Source organism: Oerskovia sp. Root22 (genome assembly GCF_001429135.1).
Lineage (GTDB): Bacteria > Actinomycetota > Actinomycetes > Actinomycetales > Cellulomonadaceae > Oerskovia > Oerskovia enterophila.
Genome location: NZ_LMIL01000010.1, coordinates 354,400 through 374,173 on the forward strand (window position 1 = coordinate 354,400; position 19,774 = coordinate 374,173).

General features: G+C 72.5%; 19 protein-coding genes and 1 tRNA gene. 7 read left to right on the forward strand and 13 right to left on the reverse strand.

Annotated elements, in window-relative coordinates; genetic code table 11:
* Positions 1–38: 38 nt before the first annotated feature.
* Complete coding sequence (locus tag ASE15_RS15260; RefSeq protein WP_056645785.1) at positions 39–3,242, reverse strand: efflux RND transporter permease subunit; 3,204 nt, start codon at positions 3,240–3,242, stop codon at positions 39–41.
* A gap of 166 nt (positions 3,243–3,408) precedes the next feature.
* On the opposite strand from ASE15_RS15260, the gene ASE15_RS20925 reads away from it, so the two are divergent.
* Positions 3,409–3,909, forward strand: a complete 501-nt coding sequence (locus ASE15_RS20925; protein WP_056645783.1) for a MarR family winged helix-turn-helix transcriptional regulator — start codon at positions 3,409–3,411, stop codon at positions 3,907–3,909.
* A 76-nt stretch (positions 3,910–3,985) separates the two neighbouring features.
* Here the strand turns inward: ASE15_RS20925 and ASE15_RS15270 are convergent, their stop codons facing one another.
* A complete protein-coding gene (locus ASE15_RS15270) occupies positions 3,986–5,221 on the reverse strand; it encodes an MFS transporter (protein ID WP_056645780.1) in 1,236 nt (411 codons plus the stop codon).
* A 97-nt stretch (positions 5,222–5,318) separates the two neighbouring features.
* Between ASE15_RS15270 and ASE15_RS15275 the strand changes: the two genes are divergently transcribed.
* From ASE15_RS15275 to ASE15_RS15295, 5 genes are all read left to right on the forward strand, one after another.
* Complete coding sequence (locus tag ASE15_RS15275; RefSeq protein ID WP_082608449.1) at positions 5,319–5,873, forward strand: MarR family winged helix-turn-helix transcriptional regulator; 555 nt, start codon at positions 5,319–5,321, stop codon at positions 5,871–5,873.
* Between the two features lie 136 nt (positions 5,874–6,009).
* Positions 6,010–6,648, forward strand: a complete 639-nt coding sequence (locus tag ASE15_RS15280; RefSeq protein ID WP_056645772.1) for a transcriptional regulator — start codon at positions 6,010–6,012, stop codon at positions 6,646–6,648.
* Entirely contained in the window at positions 6,645–6,872 is a 228-nt protein-coding gene (locus tag ASE15_RS15285; RefSeq protein WP_056645769.1) for a hypothetical protein, read from the forward strand. Before ASE15_RS15280 ends, ASE15_RS15285 begins: the two co-directional genes overlap by 4 nt.
* A gap of 108 nt (positions 6,873–6,980) precedes the next feature.
* Positions 6,981–7,616, forward strand: a complete 636-nt coding sequence (locus ASE15_RS15290; RefSeq protein WP_056645766.1) for a ClpP family protease — start codon at positions 6,981–6,983, stop codon at positions 7,614–7,616.
* Complete coding sequence (locus tag ASE15_RS15295; protein WP_056645763.1) at positions 7,616–8,221, forward strand: ATP-dependent Clp protease proteolytic subunit; 606 nt, start codon at positions 7,616–7,618, stop codon at positions 8,219–8,221. The genes ASE15_RS15290 and ASE15_RS15295 overlap by 1 nt, the downstream gene beginning before the upstream one ends.
* A 102-nt stretch (positions 8,222–8,323) precedes the next feature.
* Here the strand turns inward: ASE15_RS15295 and ASE15_RS15300 are convergent, their stop codons facing one another.
* On the reverse strand, positions 8,324–9,088 hold the full coding sequence (locus ASE15_RS15300) for a DUF6882 domain-containing protein (protein ID WP_056645762.1): 765 nt from the start codon (positions 9,086–9,088) through the stop codon (positions 8,324–8,326).
* A 178-nt stretch (positions 9,089–9,266) separates the two neighbouring features.
* Positions 9,267–9,692, reverse strand: coding sequence for a helix-turn-helix domain-containing protein (locus ASE15_RS21745; protein ID WP_082608448.1), 426 nt, complete (start codon positions 9,690–9,692; stop codon positions 9,267–9,269).
* A gap of 156 nt (positions 9,693–9,848) precedes the next feature.
* On the opposite strand from ASE15_RS21745, the gene ASE15_RS15310 reads away from it, so the two are divergent.
* Complete coding sequence (locus ASE15_RS15310) at positions 9,849–10,244, forward strand: glyoxalase/bleomycin resistance/extradiol dioxygenase family protein (protein ID WP_056645757.1); 396 nt, start codon at positions 9,849–9,851, stop codon at positions 10,242–10,244.
* A gap of 501 nt (positions 10,245–10,745) precedes the next feature.
* Here the strand turns inward: ASE15_RS15310 and ASE15_RS15320 are convergent.
* The 9 genes from ASE15_RS15320 to eno all read right to left on the reverse strand — a co-directional run bounded on the left by ASE15_RS15320 (position 10,746) and on the right by eno (position 19,770).
* A tRNA-Leu gene (locus tag ASE15_RS15320) sits at positions 10,746–10,819 on the reverse strand.
* A 63-nt stretch (positions 10,820–10,882) separates the two neighbouring features.
* Positions 10,883–11,737 (reverse strand): oxygenase MpaB family protein, encoded by an 855-nt coding sequence (locus ASE15_RS15325; protein ID WP_056764142.1) that lies wholly within the window; start codon positions 11,735–11,737, stop codon positions 10,883–10,885.
* Positions 11,738–11,910: 173 nt separating this feature from the next.
* Positions 11,911–13,455, reverse strand: a complete 1,545-nt coding sequence (locus ASE15_RS15330; RefSeq protein ID WP_082608447.1) for an NAD(P)/FAD-dependent oxidoreductase — start codon at positions 13,453–13,455, stop codon at positions 11,911–11,913.
* A 202-nt stretch (positions 13,456–13,657) separates the two neighbouring features.
* Complete coding sequence (locus ASE15_RS15335) at positions 13,658–15,064, reverse strand: hypothetical protein (protein WP_056645749.1); 1,407 nt, start codon at positions 15,062–15,064, stop codon at positions 13,658–13,660.
* Positions 15,064–15,396 carry a PadR family transcriptional regulator gene (locus tag ASE15_RS15340; RefSeq protein WP_056645746.1) on the reverse strand — a complete coding sequence of 111 codons (333 nt, stop codon included), beginning with the start codon at positions 15,394–15,396 and terminating at the stop codon, positions 15,064–15,066. The genes ASE15_RS15335 and ASE15_RS15340 overlap by 1 nt, the downstream gene beginning before the upstream one ends.
* 181 nt (positions 15,397–15,577) lie before the next feature.
* Positions 15,578–16,531 carry a Ppx/GppA phosphatase family protein gene (locus ASE15_RS15345; RefSeq protein ID WP_056645743.1) on the reverse strand — a complete coding sequence of 318 codons (954 nt, stop codon included), beginning with the start codon at positions 16,529–16,531 and terminating at the stop codon, positions 15,578–15,580.
* Positions 16,532–16,599: 68 nt separating this feature from the next.
* Positions 16,600–17,118 (reverse strand): DUF501 domain-containing protein, encoded by a 519-nt coding sequence (locus ASE15_RS15350; RefSeq protein WP_056646653.1) that lies wholly within the window; start codon positions 17,116–17,118, stop codon positions 16,600–16,602.
* A 198-nt stretch (positions 17,119–17,316) separates the two neighbouring features.
* Complete coding sequence (locus ASE15_RS20930) at positions 17,317–18,255, reverse strand: septum formation initiator family protein (RefSeq protein ID WP_157277240.1); 939 nt, start codon at positions 18,253–18,255, stop codon at positions 17,317–17,319.
* Between the two features lie 234 nt (positions 18,256–18,489).
* A complete protein-coding gene (eno, locus tag ASE15_RS15360; protein WP_056645740.1) occupies positions 18,490–19,770 on the reverse strand; it encodes a phosphopyruvate hydratase in 1,281 nt (426 codons plus the stop codon).
* Positions 19,771–19,774: the final 4 nt, after the last annotated feature.

A 19,774-nucleotide genomic window follows, 5' to 3' on the forward strand; every position in this document is an offset into this window, starting at 1 on the left:
CGCGCGCGGCGGGCCCGCGGGCAGTTGCCCCGGGGGGGTCAGACCGCGGGCTCGGCCTCCGGCTTCGCCGTGCTCCTGTCGACGAGCTCCGCGGCCTCGGCCTCACGCTTCGCGGCGCGCCGGGCCGCGCGCTTCTCGCCCGCACGCTCGGCGATCGTGTAGAGCACGGGCACCACGACGAGCGTGAGCAGCGTCGACGTCAGGAGCCCGCCGATCACGACGAGCGCGAGCGGCTGCGAGATGAACGAGCCGCCGCCCGTGATGCCGATCGCCATGGGCGTGAGCGCGAAGATCGTCGCCGCGGCCGTCATGACGATGGGGCGCAGTCGCTGGCGCGAGCCCTCGAGCACGGCCTCGTCCAGCCCGCGGCCCTGCTCGCGGTACTGGTTGATGAGGTCGATGAGGACGATCGCGTTCGAGACCACGATCCCCACCAGCATGAGCATGCCGATGAGCGCGGGCACCCCGAGCGGTGTGCCCGTGGCGAGCAGCAGGAGCAGCGCACCCGTCGCGGCGAAGGGGATCGACACGAGCAGGATGAACGGCTGCAGGAGGCTGCGGAAGGTCGCGACCATGACGAGGTAGACGATCGCGATCGCGACCAGCAGCGCGAGGCCCAGGTCGGCGAACGCGTCGGCCTGCTGGGTCGCGACGCCGCCGAGCTCGACGGTCGCCCCGCCCGGCAGGTCGAGGTCCTCGATCGCGGCCGTGAGGGCCGTGGTCAGCGTGCCGAGGTCCTGGCCGGCGGGCGTGACCGCGATGGTCGCGCTGCGCTCGCCGTTGACCCGCGAGATCGAGGTGGGCACCTCGACCTCGTCGATGCTCGCGATCTGGGTGAGCGGGACGGCGCCCGCGGCCGTGGGCACCACGAGCGCCTCGAGCTCGTCGACCGTGCCAGGAGCCTGCCCGACGGCGACGCGCACCTGCACGGGCCCGTCACCGAGGTTCACGGTGCCCACGGGCGAGGGCGACATGAGGCTCGCGACGGTCCCGGCGACCTGCGTCTCGGTGAGCCCGACGGCGGCCGCGGCGTCCCGGTCGACGGTCACCTGGATCGTGGACTGGGCGCTCGCGAGGTTGTTGGTGACCTCGGAGGCCCCCTCGGTGTCCTCGGCGACCTGCTGGACCTGGTCCGCCGCGGCGGCCAGCGTCTCGGTGTCGGGGGCGCGCACCACGAGGTCGACGGTCGAGCTGCCGAACGCGGCGTCCGCACCGGCGACCGTGATGCCCTCGGAGTCCTCGCCGCCCAGGTCCGCGACCGCGTCGCGGACCTCCTGCTGCGCCTCGACGCCGTCGGCGTCGGCCGCGAGGGTCAGGGAGAACGTGGCCTGCGGCGACCCGCCGCCGCCGAAGAACGCGGCCTCGGGGCCGCCCGCGGTGCCGACCGTCGTCTGGACGGTGTCCACCGAGTCGAGGTCCATGAGCGCCTGCTCGACCTCGCGGGCCGCAGCGTCCTGGGTCTCGAGCGACGTGCCCGGGGCGAAGGACTCGGTGACCGTGAGGGTGTCCTGGCCGGAGTCGCCCAGGAAGTTCGTCTCGAGGCGCGGCACGAGCGCGACCGTGCCCGCGAGGACCGCGACCGCGACGGTCAGCGTGATGGCGGGGTGGCGCAGTGCGGCGTTGAGCGTCGGCAGGTACCCGCGCTGCCACAGCCCGCGGCGCTCCTTGAGCTCGGCCGCCTCGCGCGCCTGCTCGGCGACGACCCGGGCCTGCTCGGGGTCGGCCGGGACCGCGGGGGCCTTGATGAACCAGTAGGCCAGGACGGGGACGATCGTCAGGGCGACGAGCAGCGACGCGGTCATGGCGATCGCGACCGTCATGGCGAACGGACGGAACAGCTCGCCGACCATGCCGCCGACCAGCGCGATGGGCAGGAAGACCGCGACGGTGCAGACGGTCGAGGCCGTGATCGCGCCACCGACCTCCTTGACCGCGGTGAGGATCGCGGTGGTCTTCTTCTCGCCGTAGGACAGGTGCCTCTTGATGTTCTCGATCACGACGATCGAGTCGTCGACCACGCGCCCGATCGCGACCGTCATGGCCCCGAGGGTCAGGATGTTCAGGGTGTACCCGGTCGCGTTCATGACGATGAACGTGACGAACAGGGACAGCGGGATCGAGACGGCCGAGACCAGGGTCGAGCGCAGGGACGTGAGGAACAGCAGGATCACGACGACCGCGAACACCAGGCCGAGCAGGCCCTCGGTCGCGAGGCCCTCGATGGACTCCTCGATGAACGGGGCCTGGTCGAACACGACCTCGACGCGCACGTCGCTCGCCTCGAGGGCACCGTCCATGTCGTCGATCGCGGTCTGGATCGCGTGCGAGACCTCGACCGTGTTGCCGGCCGGGGTCTTGGTGATCGCCACGGCGAGCGCAGGCTCGCCGTCGAGGCGCGAGTAGGAGGTCGCGGGCTGGGGGCCCACCGTCACGGTCGCGACGTCGCCCAGGGTCACGGGAGCGCTCGGGCCGGCAGGCGCCGTCGGGCCTGCTGCCGAGGGAGAGACGACCAGGGGCAGGTTGATCAGGTCGTCGGCGCTCGTGATGGCCGAGCCGACCTGGACGGACAGGGTGCGGTCGCCCGCGGCGACCGTCCCGGCCGGGACGACCACGCCGTTGTCCTGGAGGATCGTGGTGACCTGGGCCGGGCTCAGGCCCGCTGCGGCGAGGGCCGCGACGTCGAGGTCGATCGTGACCTGCTGGTCGGCGACGCCGCTGACCGCGACGCTGCGCACGTCCGCGACCTCCTCGAGGGCGGGGACCACGACACCGTTGACCGTCTCCGCGAGCGCGGCCTCGTCGGCCCCGCCCGAGACGGCGAGCTGGATCACGGGGAGGTCGTCGACCGAGCCGGTCACGACGGTCGGGTCCACCTCGGCGGGCAGCTGGCTGCTCACGCGCGTGACCGCCGTCTGGAGCTGCTGGGCCGCGAGGTCCATGTCGGTGCCGTACGTGAACTGCACGGTCGTCACGGACATGCCGGTCGAGGAGCTGGACGTGACGTCCTCGACGCCGTCGACACCCCGCGCAGCGGTCTCGAGGGGAGTCGTGACCTGCTGCTCGACGATCGCGGGGGCGGACCCGGGGTACACGGCGACGACGGCGGCGGTGGGGATCTGCAGGCTCGGGATGAGCTCCTGCTTGAGCGATCCCATGCTGACGACGCCGAACACGGCTATCGCGATCGTGGCGAGCGCGACGACGGCGCGGTTCGCCAGCGACGTTCGGGCGAGACGGAACACGGGGCCTCCAGGGCACGGTGGATTGTCACGACGTCGTCGTCGCGGGGTCGTTAGCCTAACGCTAAGCAATTCCGAGAAGTTCCCGCGTCCCAGCAGCCGGGAAACCGCAGGTCACGAGGCCTCGCAGGGCCAGGACGCGCGTGGTGCCTCCGCTAGAGTCTGCCGCGTGACCCCGTCCCCCGACCCCCACCGCGCCCGGCTCGAGCACGAGCTCGTCGAGGCGCAGAGCACCCTGCAGGAGCTCGTGCTCGCACGGCGTCTCGAGCCGCTCATGCGCACGCACCTGACCGCCCAGCAGATGCGCGCGCTGGGGATCCTGCTCATCGACGGCGAGCGCAGCACGACCCACCTCGGCGAGGTCCTGGGCGTGAGCCCGGCGACGATCTCCGGGATCGTCGACCGGCTCGAGGCCGCGGGCATGGCGTCCCGGCGCCCCGACCCCGAGGACGGACGCGTCCGCCTCGTCGCCGCGACCGAGCGCGGGGCCGAGGCCGTGCGCAGCATCGTCGCCAACGACGGGCCCGCCGGGCCCGAGACCCTCGCACGGCTCACGATCGCCGAGCTCGAGGGCCTCCAGGCCGGGCTCGCCGGGCTGCTGCGCGTCGTGCGCGAGGACGGCGCGCACGAGCACGAGGCCCCCGGCTCCTCCGGCCCGGGCGAGGCGTAGGCGAGGGGCGAGCGGCGCCGTCGGGCATCGCGGACGGGAGCTCCCGCCCGGCCCGACGGCGCCGCTCGCCACCCGCTCAGATCTCGCCGAGCGCTTCCTCGGGCGTCCCCTCGACGGCCCGGGCCCGGCGGTTCCAGCGCGACCACAGGACCGACTCCCCCAGCTCGCCCGCCATCTGGTGAGCCGTCGCGAGGAACGCGACGACCCCGACGAGGAGCACGCCCGCGCCGACCCAGTACGGGACCGTGAGGCCGACCGGGTGGAGCAGGCCCGCGATCACGGGCGCCGGCGCGGCGAAGCCCCACCGGACCAGGTTGAAGGCGCCCGTGGTCACACGGCGGTCGGGGCTCCCGAGCGCGAGCGAGAGGTCGGTCAGGTTCGCGTTGGCGATGCCCATGAACACGCCCGCGACCACCAGGACGACGACCGACCAGGCCGTGCCGAGGTCGAGCGCGAGGGCCACGGTGGCCAGGAGCACGCCACCGACCGCGATCCCCATGGTCTGGACCGCGCCGACCGCGTGCGCGAGCCGATGGCCGACGACCAGGATGCCGAACGCGAGCCCGATGCCCCACGCCGTGAAGACGAGGCCGAGCGGGATGACGTCGAGCCCCAGGAACACGGGCGTGTAGCCCAGGATGATGAAGAACACGAAGTTGTAGGCCGCGGTCACGATGCACAGCGCCCGGAAGCCGGGCTTGCGGAAGAGCGCGAAGACCTGCCCCACGTGGAGAGGCGCGGGCTTCTCGGCCGGGTCCTTGAGGCGCGTGATCGACAGCGCGAGCGCGACGATCATGAACAGGCCGCACGCGAGGAACGGGATGCGCCAGCTGAACTGGCCCAGCAGCCCGCCGATGAGCGGGCCCACCGCGAAGCCCAGGCCCACGCACGTCTCGAACAGGCCCACGACCCACTCGCGGTCGTTGGCCAAGGAGACGAGCAGGACCATCGCGGTCGCGAAGAACATCGCGTTGCCCAGGCCCCACAGCCCGCGCAGCGCGGCGAGCTGGCCGATGCTCTGCGAGAGGGCCGCGAGGATCGCCGCGACCGCGACCAGGCTCACGCCCGCGCCGAGGACCTTCTTGTAGCCGAACCTGCCCGTCGCCAGGACGGCCGGGATCATGCCGATCGCCATGACGGCGATGTACGCGGTGAAGAGCAGCTCGATCTGCCAGGTGGTCGCGCCGATCTCCTGGCCGATGATCGGCAGGATCGGGTCGACCACGGCGATACCGGCGATCGCGAAGAAGGCCGTGAGGGCGGTCGCGTAGATCGCGGTCTTGTTGGGCTCGTTCCTGGTGGTTCTGGACACACGTCCCCCGGGGTCTGGTGGGTGCTGGTGCGCGGGCCGCTGGGGCTCCGCCGGGATTTACCTGCATCATGCAGATAACTACCTGTAGAATACACCCATGACAGTTGCTCGGGGTAACAGTTCTGCGGATCGCCTCGCCGACGGCAGCACCGGGGCGCCCGATCCGGCCGCGCGCGAGGTGCTCTCGACCATCGAGCTCGAGCTCGCCCAGCTCCTGCGGCGCGCCGAACGGACCACAGCCGCGGGACGGGCCAAGTCGGCACGGGCCGGCGGGCCGCCGAGCGGCACCCTGGACAGGTCGGCCTACCTCCTGCTCCACGACCTTCTCGTCGACGGAGCCCAGAACGTCAACACCCTCGCCGACCACCTGGGCCTCGACGCCTCGACCGTGACCCGGCAGGTCGTCGCGATGGAGAAGGCCGGCCTCGCCCGCCGCACGCGCGACCCCGCGGACGGGCGCGCCGTCCTGGTCGAGGCCACGCCGCAGGGCATCGACGAGCTGGCCCGGCACCGCGAGATGCGCACCGAGCTCTACGCCGCGGTCCTGGCCGACTGGTCACGCCTCGACCGGGCACTCCTGGGCGAGCTGCTCGAACGGCTCAACGACGACCTGGACGCCTACAAGCGCGGCGGACGCAGGGGTGGGGACTGAGGACCTCCTGCCTGCATGGCGTGGCACAACGCCCCGTACCCCGCGGACCACGGCGCCACGCCGCCACCACTGGTTCCAAAGAACTTGTTGCAAAGAAACTCTTGCAAAGAGATCTTTGCATCGCTACGGTGGTGTCATGCCCACGAACCACGAACCCGAGCAGGCACCCGAGCCCCGCACTCAGCGGCCCGTCGGCCCTGACGCGCTCAAGGCGCTGTCGCACCCGTTGCGGATCCAGATCCTCGATCTCCTGGGTCACCACAGCGCACTGACGGCGAGCGGTCTGGCCGAGCTGCTCGGCGAGTCGAGCGGCGCCACGAGCTACCACCTGCGCCAGCTCGAGCGTCACGGGTTCGTCCAGGAGGTCCCGGGCCGTGGCACCGCCCGCGAGCGCTGGTGGGAGCGAGCGCCCGGCGGGTTCACCATCGAGCTGCCCGACGACGAGGCCGCGGCCGGCGACGGCAACCACGGCGCCGTCGTCGCGACGCTGGCGGTCAACCGCGAGTTCGAGGCCATGCGTCAGCGCAAGATCATGGACTTCCTCGACAACGCCCGCACCCTCGACCGCGCGTGGCTCGACTCGGGCGCGACGCTCGCCACGATCAACATGTGGCTCACCAAGGAGCAGCTCGCCGAGGTGCAGGCCGAGTGGCAGCGCTTCAGCGACACGGTCCTCGACCGGTTCGCCGGTCAGCAGGACACCCCCGGGGCCCGCCCCGTCCAGGTCCACTTCAACGCGTTCCCCCTGATCAACGGCAAGGAGAACCCCTCATGAGCGCCTACGCACCGACCCACGCCGACCTCCGTTCACCGTCCCTGCGCGCGCTGCGCCCGAGCGACCGGTTCCTCGTCGTGACGGGCGCCCGGCTCACGACCTGGGGCGAGCGCCGCGCAGCCTCGCACGCGCTGCGGCTCGCCCGCCGCACCGGGCTCGACGCCGCCGCGGACGACCGGGCACAGCTCGCCGCTCGTCTGCACGAGGGCCGCTCGATGGTCTGACCGGGTCCCGCGGTGCGTCGTCGCACCGCGGATCCCGTCTGCCGTCGGCAGATCCGCCCCCGGCAGATACCCCGACCTCGCTCTCCTCCCCCGCGAGATGGTCGAGGCATGACGAACCAGCCACCGCTCCTGCGGACCGAGGCGGCCCCGCCGCCCAGCTCCCCCTTCGACGACCAGCTCGCGTCGCGCCTGCTGCACCAGCGCATCGTGGTCCTCGGCACGGCCGTCGACGACGCCGTCGCGAACCGCGTGTGCGCGCAGATCCTCCTGCTCTCGGCCGAGGACCCGCGCGCCGACATCGCGCTCTACATCAACTCGCCCGGCGGCTCGGTGAGCGCGGGGCTCGCGATCTACGACACCATCCAGCTCGTCCCCAACGACGTCAGCACGCTCGCCATGGGCTTCGCCGCGAGCATGGGCCAGTTCCTGCTGTGCACGGGCACCGCGGGCAAGCGCTACTCGCTCCCCCACGCGCGCATCATGATGCACCAGCCGTCCGCCGGGATCGGGGGGACGGCCGTGGACATCGCGATCCAGGCCGAGAACCTCGAGTACACCAAGGGACTCATGCACCGGCTCACGGCCGAGCACACGGGCCAGACCACCGAGACCGTCACGGCCGACAGCGACCGCGACCGCTGGTTCACGGCCGAGCAGGCCCTCGCCTACGGCATGGTCGACCACGTCGTCACGTCGGTCGACGACGTCCGCCCCACCGCCCACTCCCGGAAGGTCGGCCTCTGATGTCCACCTACACGATCCCGACGGTCGTCGAGCGCACCCCGCTCGGCGAGCGCGCGTTCGACGTCTTCAGCCGCCTCCTCTCGGAGCGCATCATCTTCCTCGGAACAGAGATCGACGACGGCGTCGCCAACGTCGTCATGGCCCAGCTCCTGCACCTCGAGTCGGACGCCCCCGACCAGGAGATCGGGCTCTACATCAACTCCCCCGGCGGGTCGATCACGGCGCTCATGGCCATCTACGACACCCTGCAGTTCATCCGCTCGGACGTCTCGACGATCTGCATGGGTCAGGCCGCGTCGGCCGCCGCGGTGCTGCTCGCCGCGGGGACGCCCGGCAAGCGGTTCGTGCTCGAGCACTCGCGGGTCCTGCTGCACCAGCCCTCGGGCGGCGCCGAGGGCACCATCTCCGACCTGACGCTCCAGGCCCAGGAGATCCTGCGCCTGCGCGCGGAGACCGAGCTCGTCCTGGCGCGGCACACGGGCCAGACCGTCGAGCGGCTGCGGGCCGACACCGACCGTGACCGCATCTTCACGGCCCACCAGGCCGTGGAGTACGGGCTCGCCGACGCCGTGGTGACCTCGCGCAAGCTGCCGGTCGCGGCCTAGGTGCGTGGCGCCGTCGGGCACGGTGGTCCCCCTGCCCGACGGCGTCGCTCACCTCCCGCGCCCGGGTCGCCCGCGCGGTGAGCCGGGCGGGCGGAGGGAAGGCTACTTCTTGCGGCCGAACCAACCGCGGCGCTCGGGCCGCTCGGGCGGCGGCGCCAGCGCGGGCTCCGGCGCCGGGGGGGCCGTGAGCGTCGCGGACAGGTTCGTCAGGCGACCGTGACCGTCGAACGCGACCGTCACCTCGCCGTCGGACGCCCCGACGACGGCCGTCTGCTCGTCGAGCCACCGGATGTCGAGGCCGCGCAGGACCGCGTACGCGCGCACTGCGCGGCGGTGGTCGGCGACCGTCGTGCTGCCGATCCCCTCCGGGATCACGCGCAGGACCCGCGGGACCGAGGCCGGTGGGAGCTCGAACCGCGGGTGGGTCAGCAGGAACCATGCGCACGTCCCGCCGCCCGTGGGGGCCGCGAAGTGCGTGAAGTGGCCCGTGACGGCCTTGGCCGCGAGCGCGAGCCGGTACGGGACCGCGTCGGTCAGGAGGATCTCGGCCGTGCTCAGCTCGAAGATCCCTCCCGAGACCCCGCGCTGGTGGACGTGCTCGGCCGCGGCCACGACGCCCTCGGGGAAGTTGTTGACGTTGTGCCAGCCCCACAACCAGCTCTGCGTCCCCGGGGCCGCGGTGCCCAGGAAGTGCGCCCCGCACACCAGCGGGATCTCGCTGTGGAACGTGAGCGTGCCCGCCTGGAGGTCGGCGTCCCACGCCGACTCGCCACCCAGCTCGGCGAAGTGCGCCTGGTGCTCGGTCGAGAGGATCACGGCTCGGTCGACGAGGTCCTGGAGGGTCGGGGCCGGGTTCGTCTGCGACATCCGTTCAGCACACCACCGACCGGACGCGGGCGCGCGGCGAAACGGACAGATCGCCGCGCGGGAGGGGGCGATTCACCCTCGGCGGAATCGGTGGCTCGCCGGAGCGCGCGGCCCGCGGGCGAGGGGACGAGGCGGACCCGGCCGGGGACGGCGCGGTGGACGGGGTGAGCCGGGGCGATCAGGCCGCGAGCAGGAGGACCGTCGTCGTGGACACGCTCTGGCGTGACGACGCCGTCCTGGCGGGAGCCGGACCCAGCGCGTGGAGGTCGCGCGCGGCACGCGGCCGCGAGGTGAGGCTGCGGCGCTCGACACCCGCGCGGCGGTTCGCCTCGGCGTCGAACTCGTCCTGGCTGCGCGCCAGCAGGTCGACCACGCGCAGGCCGAGCGCGCGGCAGATCGCGGCGAGCACCTCCGAGGACGCCTCCTTGCGGCCGCGCTCGACCTCCGAGAGGTACGCGGTCGAGACCTGCGCCGCGAGGGCGACGTCGAGCAGCGTGCGCGCCTGCTCGGTGCGCTCGGCCCGCAGGATCCCGCCCACGACGTGGCGCAGCAACGGTTCGGCGGTCCGGCGCTCGAAGAGCACCACCTGGCCTGCGGCTGCCATCGCGTGCTCCTTCGTCGCGGGACGTGCGGCGCTGTTGCGCCGCTTCCCTCAACCTAGCGCCGCCCCTCGGCCCGGACGCCCGCAGGAGAGGCTCGTCTGCTGCTGGCGTAACGTGGGAACGACTCCGAGGAGACCTTCGCGAGAGGCGGCCCACCGATGTTCCGCACGCTCTTCCCCATCCTCACCACGACCGACCTCGACCGGGCGCTCGTCTTCTACCGCGACCTCCTGCGCGGCACCGTGACGTACCAGTTCCCCGCCGACGGCCCACCCGTCTACGTCTCGGTCGCCGTGGGCGACGCGTCGCTGGGGATCGGGGTCGACCGTGAGAGCGCCGACGTCGGGCACGCTCACCTGTGGGTCACGGTCGACGACTGCGACCAGGCCGTGTCGCACCTGGCCGCGGCCGGCGTCGTCGTGGTCTCGCCGCCCGAGGACCAGCCGTGGGGCGAACGCGTCGCCCGGGTGCTGGACCCTGACGGCAACCAGGTGTCGCTCGGCCAGGAGGCCGCCGAGGACCCGGAGCCGGACGGGCCGACGGGGTTGTCGTAGGCCCTCGCCCGTGGGGCCGTGGGGCCGTGGCACCGTCATCGCTCGACCCGCCACCGGCGGTCGGGCGGCACGGTCCACCATCCGCGCGCAGGCGGCTCGACGACGAAGGCGCCGCTTGCCAGGATCCTGGCATCGAGGGACGCGAGCAAGAGCCGGAGCTCGCGGGCAGGGCCTCGTGGCATGGCATGGGCGGCGCGCTCGAGGTCGATGCGTCCTTGGTAGACGTCGGGGCTGCATGCGCAACAGACCGACGGCCACCTCCCCTGGCGCGCGACCGTCTCCAGGAGGGTGAGGTCGGCGTACAACGCCTTGGGCCAGAAACGGCGAGGGTCCAGCCGTGCGATGGCTGAGTGGACCGAGCCGGACAAGCGGCCGTCCTTCTTCAGGCGAGCGGATCGCCGAGGCATGGTTCGATGCGCTCGAACCTGCGATGGGGGCCTACGCGGCACAGCCCTTCGGGGGGATGTTCATGGGGAGGATCCTGCCATACGAACTCCGAAGTGCCCCCACTGGGACTCGAACCCAGACTGCGCCGATTTTAAGTCGGATGCCTCTGCCGATTGGGCTATGGGGGCCCGGGTGAGGATATCCCGGCGACGGCCAGGGGCGCCGCACGGCCCCTCCGGCGCGCCCCTGCGCTACGACCCCGCGAGCGCCCAGCGGATCGCCTTCGTGACCGTCCGGCCACCGGCGCGGACGAGCACCGACTCGCCCCGCATCGGCCACCGCACCGGGATCATGCGTCGTGACCACGGGGGCAACGACGCGACCGAGGCCGCTCCCAGCGCCGCATACGGGCCCCGGGCGAGGAACGGGAGAGGCGGCTCGGACAGCAGGAAGCGAGCGACGTCGTCGGACTCGGTGGTCCTGGCGAGCTGTGGGCGGAACTCCTCGAAGGCCCGCGCCAGCTCGGCGCGCGAGCGCGGCGGGTCCACGGCCCCGAGCCGGTCCGCGATCGTCGCGGCCTGGGCCAGGTACTCGTCGCAGCCCGCGGCGTCGAGGGGACGCTCTCCGTAGCGCTGGTGCGCGGCGAGGAAGCTGTCGGCCTCGGCCACGTGGACCCAACGCAGCAGCCAGGGGTCGTCGGCCGCGTACGGGCGCCCGTCAGAAGCTGTGCCGCGCACGCGGACGTGCACCGAGCGGACCACGTCGATCGCCTGCTGCGCGTGCTCGACCGTCCCGAAGGTCGTGACCGCGAGGAAGGTGCTCGTGCGGGCCAGGCGCCCCCACGGGTCGCCCCGGTACCCCGAGTGCGCCGCGACAGCGGCCATCGCGAGCGGGTGCAACGACTGGAGCAGCAGGGCCCGCAGCCCGCCCACGAACATCGACGCGTCGCCGTGGACGCGCGCGATCGCGGAGTCCGGTCCGAACCAGCGCGGGCCCGGGGTGTCGTGGATCCGGGACCGTTCGGCCGGGCCGTCCGGCCCCGCGACACGCTCGAACAGGGCACGGCCCGCCCGGGACCGCAGGTCGTCGACCACGCGAGTGCTCACCCGTCCATTGTGCGCGCCGCCGCGCACGGCAGGGGATCCCGCGGCCACAGGTACACGGGTGGGGCACGCGCCCCGGCCGAGGCCGCCCCGGGAATCAGCCGGTCCAGCCCGGGAACGCCGAGAGGGCGGCCCCTTCCGGGACCGCCCTCTGGACGTACTGACGTACGGGTGGCTCAGGCCTTGGTCGCGGCCTTCTTGGTCGCCTTCTTGGCGGGACCGTGGTCCGCCTCGGTGGGAGCAGCCGCGGAGGACTTCGCCTCGCCGCCGCCCGACTCGGCCTCGGCGGCCGACGACACGGCCTCCTGCTTGACGGGCTCGCCCGCAGCCTTGGGCGGCACGGACGCCTGGCGGAACTCCGCGCGCGGGTCGTGCAGCGAACCGAGCGAGACGAGCTCGCGGCCCATGAGGAACTGGCCCATCCAGCCGATCGCGATGCGGATCTTGCGGTTGCCCGTGGGCATCGCCATCACGTGGTAGCTGCGGTGCATGGCCCAGGCCAGGAAGCCCTTGAGCTTGAAGATGCCGAACAGCTCCGCGACACCCTTGTACAGGCCGAGCGAGGCGACCGTACCGACGCTCTTGTGCTTGTACTCGACGGGCTCGTCGCTGTGCAGCACCGCGACCAGGTTGTCAGCGAGGCGCGTGGCCTCACGGATCGCGTGCTGAGCGTTCGGCGGGCAGAACTTGCCGGGGTTCAGCAGGTCCGGGACGGCGGCGCAGTCGCCCGCGGCCCAGGCGTCGGGGATGACGTTGCCGTCCTCGTCCGCGACCTGGAGCGTCGGGAGCACGATCACGCGGCCGAGCTTGTCGACCGGCAGGTCCGAGCTCTCCTTGAGGACCGGGTTCGCCTTGACGCCCGCGGTCCACACGATCGTGTCGGTGTCGAACTCGACGCCCGTCGAGGTGACGACGTGACCGTCGACGCACGACGACAGGAACGTGTTGAGGTGGAACTCGATGCCACGCTTCTTGAGCTCTTCGAGCGCGTAGAGGCCCATGGGCTCGGAGACCTCGGGCAGGATGCGTCCCGAGCCCTCGATCATCACGAAGCGCAGGTCCTCGGGGTTGATCGTCGGGTAGTTGCGGGTCGCGTAGCGCGCCATGTCCTCGATCTCGGCGATCGCCTCCATGCCGGCGAAGCCGCCGCCGATGAAGGCGAACGTGAGCATGCGCTTGCGCATGTCCTGGTCCCAGGTGGACGACGCGACGTCCATCCGGTTGATGACGTGGTTGCGGACCGCGATGGCCTCTTCGACGTTCTTGAAGCCGATCGCGTTCTCCGCGAGGCCCGGGATGGGCAGCGTGCGCGAGACCGAGCCGAGGCCGACGATCAGGTGGTCGTAGGAGACCGAGTAGTCGTCGCCCTCCTCCGGGTGGATCGTGATGTTGCGCCCGGCGTGGTCGATCTCGACGACCTTGCCCTGGAGCACGTCGACGCCCTTGAGCGCACGGCGGTGGGGCGCGACGACGTCGCGCGCGTCGATCGACCCGGCGGCGGCCTCCGGCAGGAAGGGCGCGTACGTCATGTACGGGCGCGGGTCGACGACGACGATGGCCGCCTCGCGCTTGCCGAGCTTCTTGCGGAGGCGGCGGGCCGAGTACAGACCGACAGAGCCGCCACCCAGGACGATGATGCGAGGGACCTTGCGGGGACGCGGCGACGCAGCGCTGTCCGCGTTCTGGGCAGGGGTGACCGAGGTCAGGTCATTCTGAGGCATGAAACCAGAGTATTACCGTCTTCAACTTCTTGGTGAACTTCTGTCCGATCCGTGGGCGTGACAACCTTCACAAGCGGCCGGGTTGCGCGTCGTTTGGGGGCGGTACGGCCGTTTTGGCGAGGGTTGCGAGGTGGTGAAGATCGAGGTTCGCCAGGCGACCGACGGGGGTCACCCGACGAACCTCAGGTCGAGGACCGTGGGATCAGCCGCCCGACGACGCAGCTCCCGTCGAGGCCTCGAGCACCGGGCGGGCGGTGGCCGGGGAGGGCGCGCCCTGACCCCGTCCCGACGGCGTCGTGGTCCCCTCGACCGACTGGTCGGCCGGGGTCTCGCCGCCGGCCGGAGCCTCCGGCGAGGCCGGGGCGTCGGGGGCCGACGGGTCGGGCGCAGCGTCAGGCGACGCGCCAGGGGTGGTCGCCTGTCCGCTGCCGCCCGTCGACGGCACCAGGAGCGGCTGCGCCTGCAGGAAGGGCGACGGCATGGACCGCGGCTGCTCGCCCTCGAGCGGCACCGGCCGCTCGGAGCCGTCCCACTCGACCGCGTCATCCGGCAGCCCGCGCAACGGGTACACGTTCCAGCGCTCGCGACCGTCGGTCGAGAACGACGGCTGGAAGTACCACCCCTGCTCGAAGTCGGGAAGGGTCCAGGCCTGCGTGGTGCCCTCGCCCGTGATGGTCCGCACGGGGCGCCCCTGGTCGTCGAAGATCTGCACGTCGTGGAGGGCCTGTCCGCTCGCGTCGTAGACGAACAGGTTGCTGACCTGCGAGCCGTCGACGAACACGCCGCCGTTCCCGCTCCCTGTGCGGACCTGGCTCATCCCCTCGCGCTGAGCCGCCTCGTAGCCGATCTCGTAGCCGTAGGAGTACGACCCGTCATCGTCAGAACCGCCCCGGCCGGTGAGCACGTTGCTCGCGCCGAAGGCCGCGCCCAGGAGGAGGGGCACAGCCACCACGACCGCGACGACGTTCACGACCTTGCGCAGGGTGTGCACCGCGCGCCAGCGCAGCCACCGGCCCCTCCCCCACTGCACGCTCACGACGATCGCCGCCAGCAGGAGCAGGCGCCAGAAGGGCACACGCGGCACCAGGCCGAAGCCGGTCGAGAAGCCGAACCAGGCATGGAGCACGAGAACGACGACCCACGCCCGCAGCACCCACCACACGGGCCGGAGCACCACAGCGAACTCCCTGAACGCGGCCCACTGCGAGGTGGACGTCACCGGAGCCCACAGGGACTTCCAGCCGGACTCGAAGATCCCTCCGAGCACGAGCAGGCGTCCGCGCACCCCGATCCGCGGGCGGGGCCCCGGTGCTGCGGGATCCAGGCCGGCCGCCGACCGGAGCTCGGCCGCGTACTCGGCGGCCGGACCGAAGCGTGCGGTGACGTCGAGGAACGAGGTCGCTCCGCCGTCGGGCACCTCGCTCCCCGCAGGGACGGGCCGCAGCGCACCCGGCATGTCGGCGAGCGCCTCCGCGAGGTCCGCCTCGAGGCCGTCGGTGAGGTCGTCGACCTGCTCGGGCGACAGGTCCACGAGGTGCGCGCGGACGTCTGCGGCGTAGCGGTGGACCTGGTCGAGGATCACGGCCTCAGGGCTCATGGTCGTGGACATCACGCGGCTCCTTCCGAGGTCCCGAGGAGGCCGGTCAGCGTGCCGGAGAACTCCTGCCACTCCTTGCGCTGGGTGTCGAGCATGGCCCGCCCCTGCGCGTTGATGCCGTAGTACTTGCGGTGCGGGCCCTCGTCGGACGGGACCACGTAGCTCGTGAGCATCCCGCCCGAGTACAGGCGGCGCAGCGTGCCGTAGACCGAGGCGTCGCCCACCTCGACGAGCCCCGCGGCCCGCAGGCGACGCACGACGTCGTACCCGTACCCGTCCTCGTCCGCGACGACGGCGAGGACCGCCGCGTCGAGGACGCCCTTCAACAGCTGTGTGGTGTCCACCCTGACTCCCTGCTCGACCGACTCCTGTGCGGCAGACACTACTACGCGAACCGCACTACCTGGCAGAGTGAACTACCGCGTGTCGCGCTCCTCATTGCACGCGCTCGCCAAGAAGTAGATGCCCCTGGATCACGCGATCCAGGGGCATCTGCTCACTTCTCGGCGGGAGACTCCGCGAACCTCACGCGATCGACAGCGCGATCCCGTCCAGGATGTCGTGCTCGCTCGTCACGACCGACGTGAGCTCGCCGCCCGCGGCCGCGACGTCGTCACGGACCCGGCGCACGACCTCTGCCCACACCAGCGCCCCCGCCCCGATCACGTCGATGCGACCCGGGTGCATGAAGCCCAGCGCCTCGCGCTCGGCGCGCGTGCGACCCAGCAGGTCCTCGCACGCGGTCAGCGTCTGCTCGACCGTCAGCACCGCGCCGTCGATCCGGTCGCGGTCGTAGCGCTCGAGGCCCAGCGCGTGCGCGGTCACGGTCGTCACCGAGCCCGCGAGCCCCACGAGCGTCGCGGCCTTGCCCAGCGGGACGGTCTGCGTCGCGACGTCGAGCGCGGCGCGCACGTCGGCCCGCGCCGCCGCGATCTCCTCGGCCGTCGGCGGGTCCGAGCGCAGGTGGCGCTCGGTCAGGCGCACGCACCCGACGTCCATGGACCACGCGGCCTCGGGCGCGTCGGTGCCGAGCACGATCTCGGTCGACCCTCCTCCGAGGTCCACGACCACGAACGGCCCCTCGTGGTGCGCCGCGACCACGCCGGTCGCCCCGCGGAACGACAGCTCGGCCTCCTCGTTCCCGGACACGACCTCGGGCTCGACGCCCAGGCGCGCGAGCACGCCCTCGACGAACTCGCCGCGGTTCTCCGCGTCGCGCGTGGCCGACGTCGCCACGAAGCGCGTGCGCGTCGCCCCGAGCTCATCGATCACGGCCGCGTACTCGGCCGCCTGGTCGAGCGTGCGGGCCAGCGCCTCGGGAGCCAGGCGTCCCGTGCGGTCGACGCCCTGACCGAGCCGCACGACCTCCATGCGGCGGTCGAGCTCGGTCAGGACGCCCGTCGTGGAGTCGACGTCGGCGACGAGGAGGCGGATCGAGTTGGTGCCGCAGTCGATCGCGGCGACACGAGAAGAAGTCATGGCATCAAGGGTGCCATCCCTCGCGCTACCGACGGGCGCTCGGCCCGCCCGTGGACCGGCTCAGGAGGTCAGCAGGTGCAGCGGTCCGCGCGCCACGAGCCGGAGATCATGACGAGCGCCTCGTCGCCGAGCGGGTTCACCCCGGGGCCGGCAGCGAGCGCGTGGCCCACGAGCACGTGCAGGCACTTGACGCGCACGGGCATGCCACCTGCGGAGATGCCCGCGATCTCCTCGACGTGGCCGAGCGACTCGCGCGCCGCGAGGTAGTGCTCGTGCGCGCGGGCGTAGGCCGCCGCGAGCTCCTCGTCGGCCGTGAGGCGCTCCGACATCTCCTTCATCACACTGTTCGCCTCGAGCGTCGAGGCTCCTGCGACCGCTCCCGGGCTCGTCAGGTAGTACGTCGTGGGGAAGGGCGTGCCGTCGGGCAGTCGCGGGGCGGTGTGCACCACGAGCGGGCGGCCGCACACGCAGCGCGCCGCGATGCCGACGACGCCGCGCGCCGGGCGCCCGAGCTGCTCCTGCAGGACCTCGAGGTCCTCCGGGGTCACCTCGGGGCGGGACCGGTCGGCCTGGGGGACGACGGGCACGGCGTCGGTGCCGTCGGTAGCGGCCGTGGACTTGCCCGAGGGGTTCCCCGGGACCGGGACGTCGCCCAGGTCGGAGGCTGCGGGGTACGAGTCGTTCACGAGAGGTTCCGTTCTGCGGCGTGCGGTGCTGGTCCGGCGCCGGGTACCGGCGCCCTCCCATTGTCCCCGCTCCCCCGGGTGGTTCTGCAATCCGTCGGGTCAGCCCGTGGGCGTCGCGGGATCGGTCGGGGTGTCGGTCGCGGGCGGCGGGGGCTGCACGCTGCCCGCGGGGTCGACCGTCGCAGGCTCCGGTTGCTCTCCCGCGAGCTGGACCGAGCGCCACAGCGAGGTGTACCAGGGCGCCCCGGCGTGCCCCGCGACGTCGACCGGTCCGTCGGTCACGACCTGCCCCGTCTCCGGGTCCAGGTCGTCGACGACCGTGTCCGGGTCGATGACCCGCCACGCCCGCTCGCCCGGCATGACGTAGCTGAGCCGGTCGCGCGCCTGCGCGATCACGTAGGCCTGGTCGTCCCACCGGCCGAGCTCGACCTCGAGCTCGTCGCGCGTCGCCTGCGCCTCGGCCACGTCGGCCCGCAGCGCGCGCAGCTCGCCCGTCTGGTTGACGTAGGCGCGCACGGTGGGCAGCAGGAGGATCACGGCCAGGAGCACGACGACGGACATCACCAGGGCGCGGACCGTCACGACCTCGGGGAGCAGCAGGCCGTACCTGCTCCGGCGACGGTCGGCGAGCGCGGGGGCGCGGCCCCCGGCTGCACCGCGAGCACGAGGGGTCCGGGTGGTGGAGGCCTTCGCCGCCCCGGACCGGCCGGCCGCCCCGCCCGGGGCCGGGGGCTTCTTCGTGGAGCTCTTCGCCGAGCCCTTGGCCGCTGCGGACGCCGAGCCGGCCGGCTTCGTGCCCGGGGACTTCGCGGACTTCCCCGGCGACGCGGCCTTCGTCGGCTTCGCGGTGCCCGCTGCCCCCGGCTTGCCCGACGCCGGGCCGGACGTCCCCGCGTCGGCGCGCGACGTCGTCGGGCTGGAGCCTGTGCTGCGGGCGCGGCCCGACGACGAACGTCCGTCCCCGCGTGATCCCCCCGCGCCACGGCCGCCCGGGCGCGCCGAGGCGCCAGGGGTGGACGGGCGGCGGTTCGAGGGCATGGTGCCGATTGTGCCGTCCCGCGGTCCCCGCCCGCCGCAGGGTCCGCGGCGTGCCGGGCAACGTGGTCGGATCCACACCAAGCGTTCACAACCCGCGCCGCCCCGACACGTCGCGGCAGGCTCTCGTGGGGGCGTGCAGGGCCCCGGACGCACGGACGCCCGGCGGTTCCGAGGAACCACCGGGCGTCCGGTTGCCGACCGCGATCAGACCGCGGCTAGCAGGTGAGCGTCAGCTCACGCCTTCCAGCGCGGGAACGCCGAGGCGCCGGCGTAGCGTGCCGCGTCGTCCAGGGCCTCCTCGATGCGCAGGAGCTGGTTGTACTTGTTGATGCGCTCGCCACGGGCGGGGGCACCGGTCTTGATCTGGCCGGCGTTGGTCGCGACGGACAGGTCGGCGATCGTCGTGTCCTCGGTCTCGCCCGAACGGTGCGAGACCATCGCGGTGAAGCCGTTGCGCTGAGCGAGCTCGACGGCGTCGAGGGTCTCCGAGAGCGTGCCGATCTGGTTGAGCTTGACGAGCAGCGAGTTCGCCGACTTGAGCTCGATGCCCTTGGCGAGGCGCTCCGGGTTGGTGACGAACAGGTCGTCGCCGACGATCTGGACCTTGTCGCCGACCTCGGACACGAGCTGCGACCAGGCGCTCCACTCGTCCTCGGACAGCGGGTCCTCGATCGAGACCAGCGGGTAGTCCGCCACGAGCTGCTTGTAGTACGCGATGATCTCGTCCGAGCTCGTCGCCTTGCCCTCGAACTGGTACGCGCCGTCCTTGAAGAACTCGGTCGCGGCGACGTCGAGCGCGAGGCCCACGTCGACGCCCGGCTTGAAGCCGGCCTGCTCGATCGCGACGAGGATCAGGTCCAGCGCGTCGCGGTTGCTCGGCAGGTTGGGGGCGAAGCCGCCCTCGTCGCCGAGGCCCGTCGCGAGGCCCTTGCTCTTGAGCACGGACTTCAGGGAGTGGTAGACCTCTGCACCGGTGCGCAGCGCCTCACGGAAGGACGTGGCGCCGATCGGGGCGACCATGAACTCCTGGATGTCGACGTTGGAGTCGGCGTGCGACCCACCGTTGAGGATGTTCATCATGGGGACGGGCAGGACGTGGGCGTTGGGGCCACCGACGTAGCGGTAGAGGTCCAGGCCCGAGCTCTTGGCTGCGGCCTTCGCGACGGCCAGCGAGACGCCGAGGATGGCGTTCGCGCCGAGCTTGCCCTTGTTCGGGGTGCCGTCGAGGTCGATCAGCGCCTGGTCGATGAGGCGCTGGTCCTCTGCCTCGTAGCCGATCAGCTCGGGGGCGATCTCGTCGATGACCGCGTTGACCGCGTTCTCGACGCCCTTGCCCAGGTAGCGGGACTTGTCGCCGTCACGGCGCTCGACGGCCTCGAAGGCGCCGGTCGAGGCACCCGAGGGGACGCCTGCGCGCGCAAAGGTACCGTCGTCGAGAACGACCTCGACCTCGACGGTGGGGTTTCCGCGCGAGTCGAGAATCTCGCGTGCTCCAACGGCTTCGATGCTTGCCACGGTT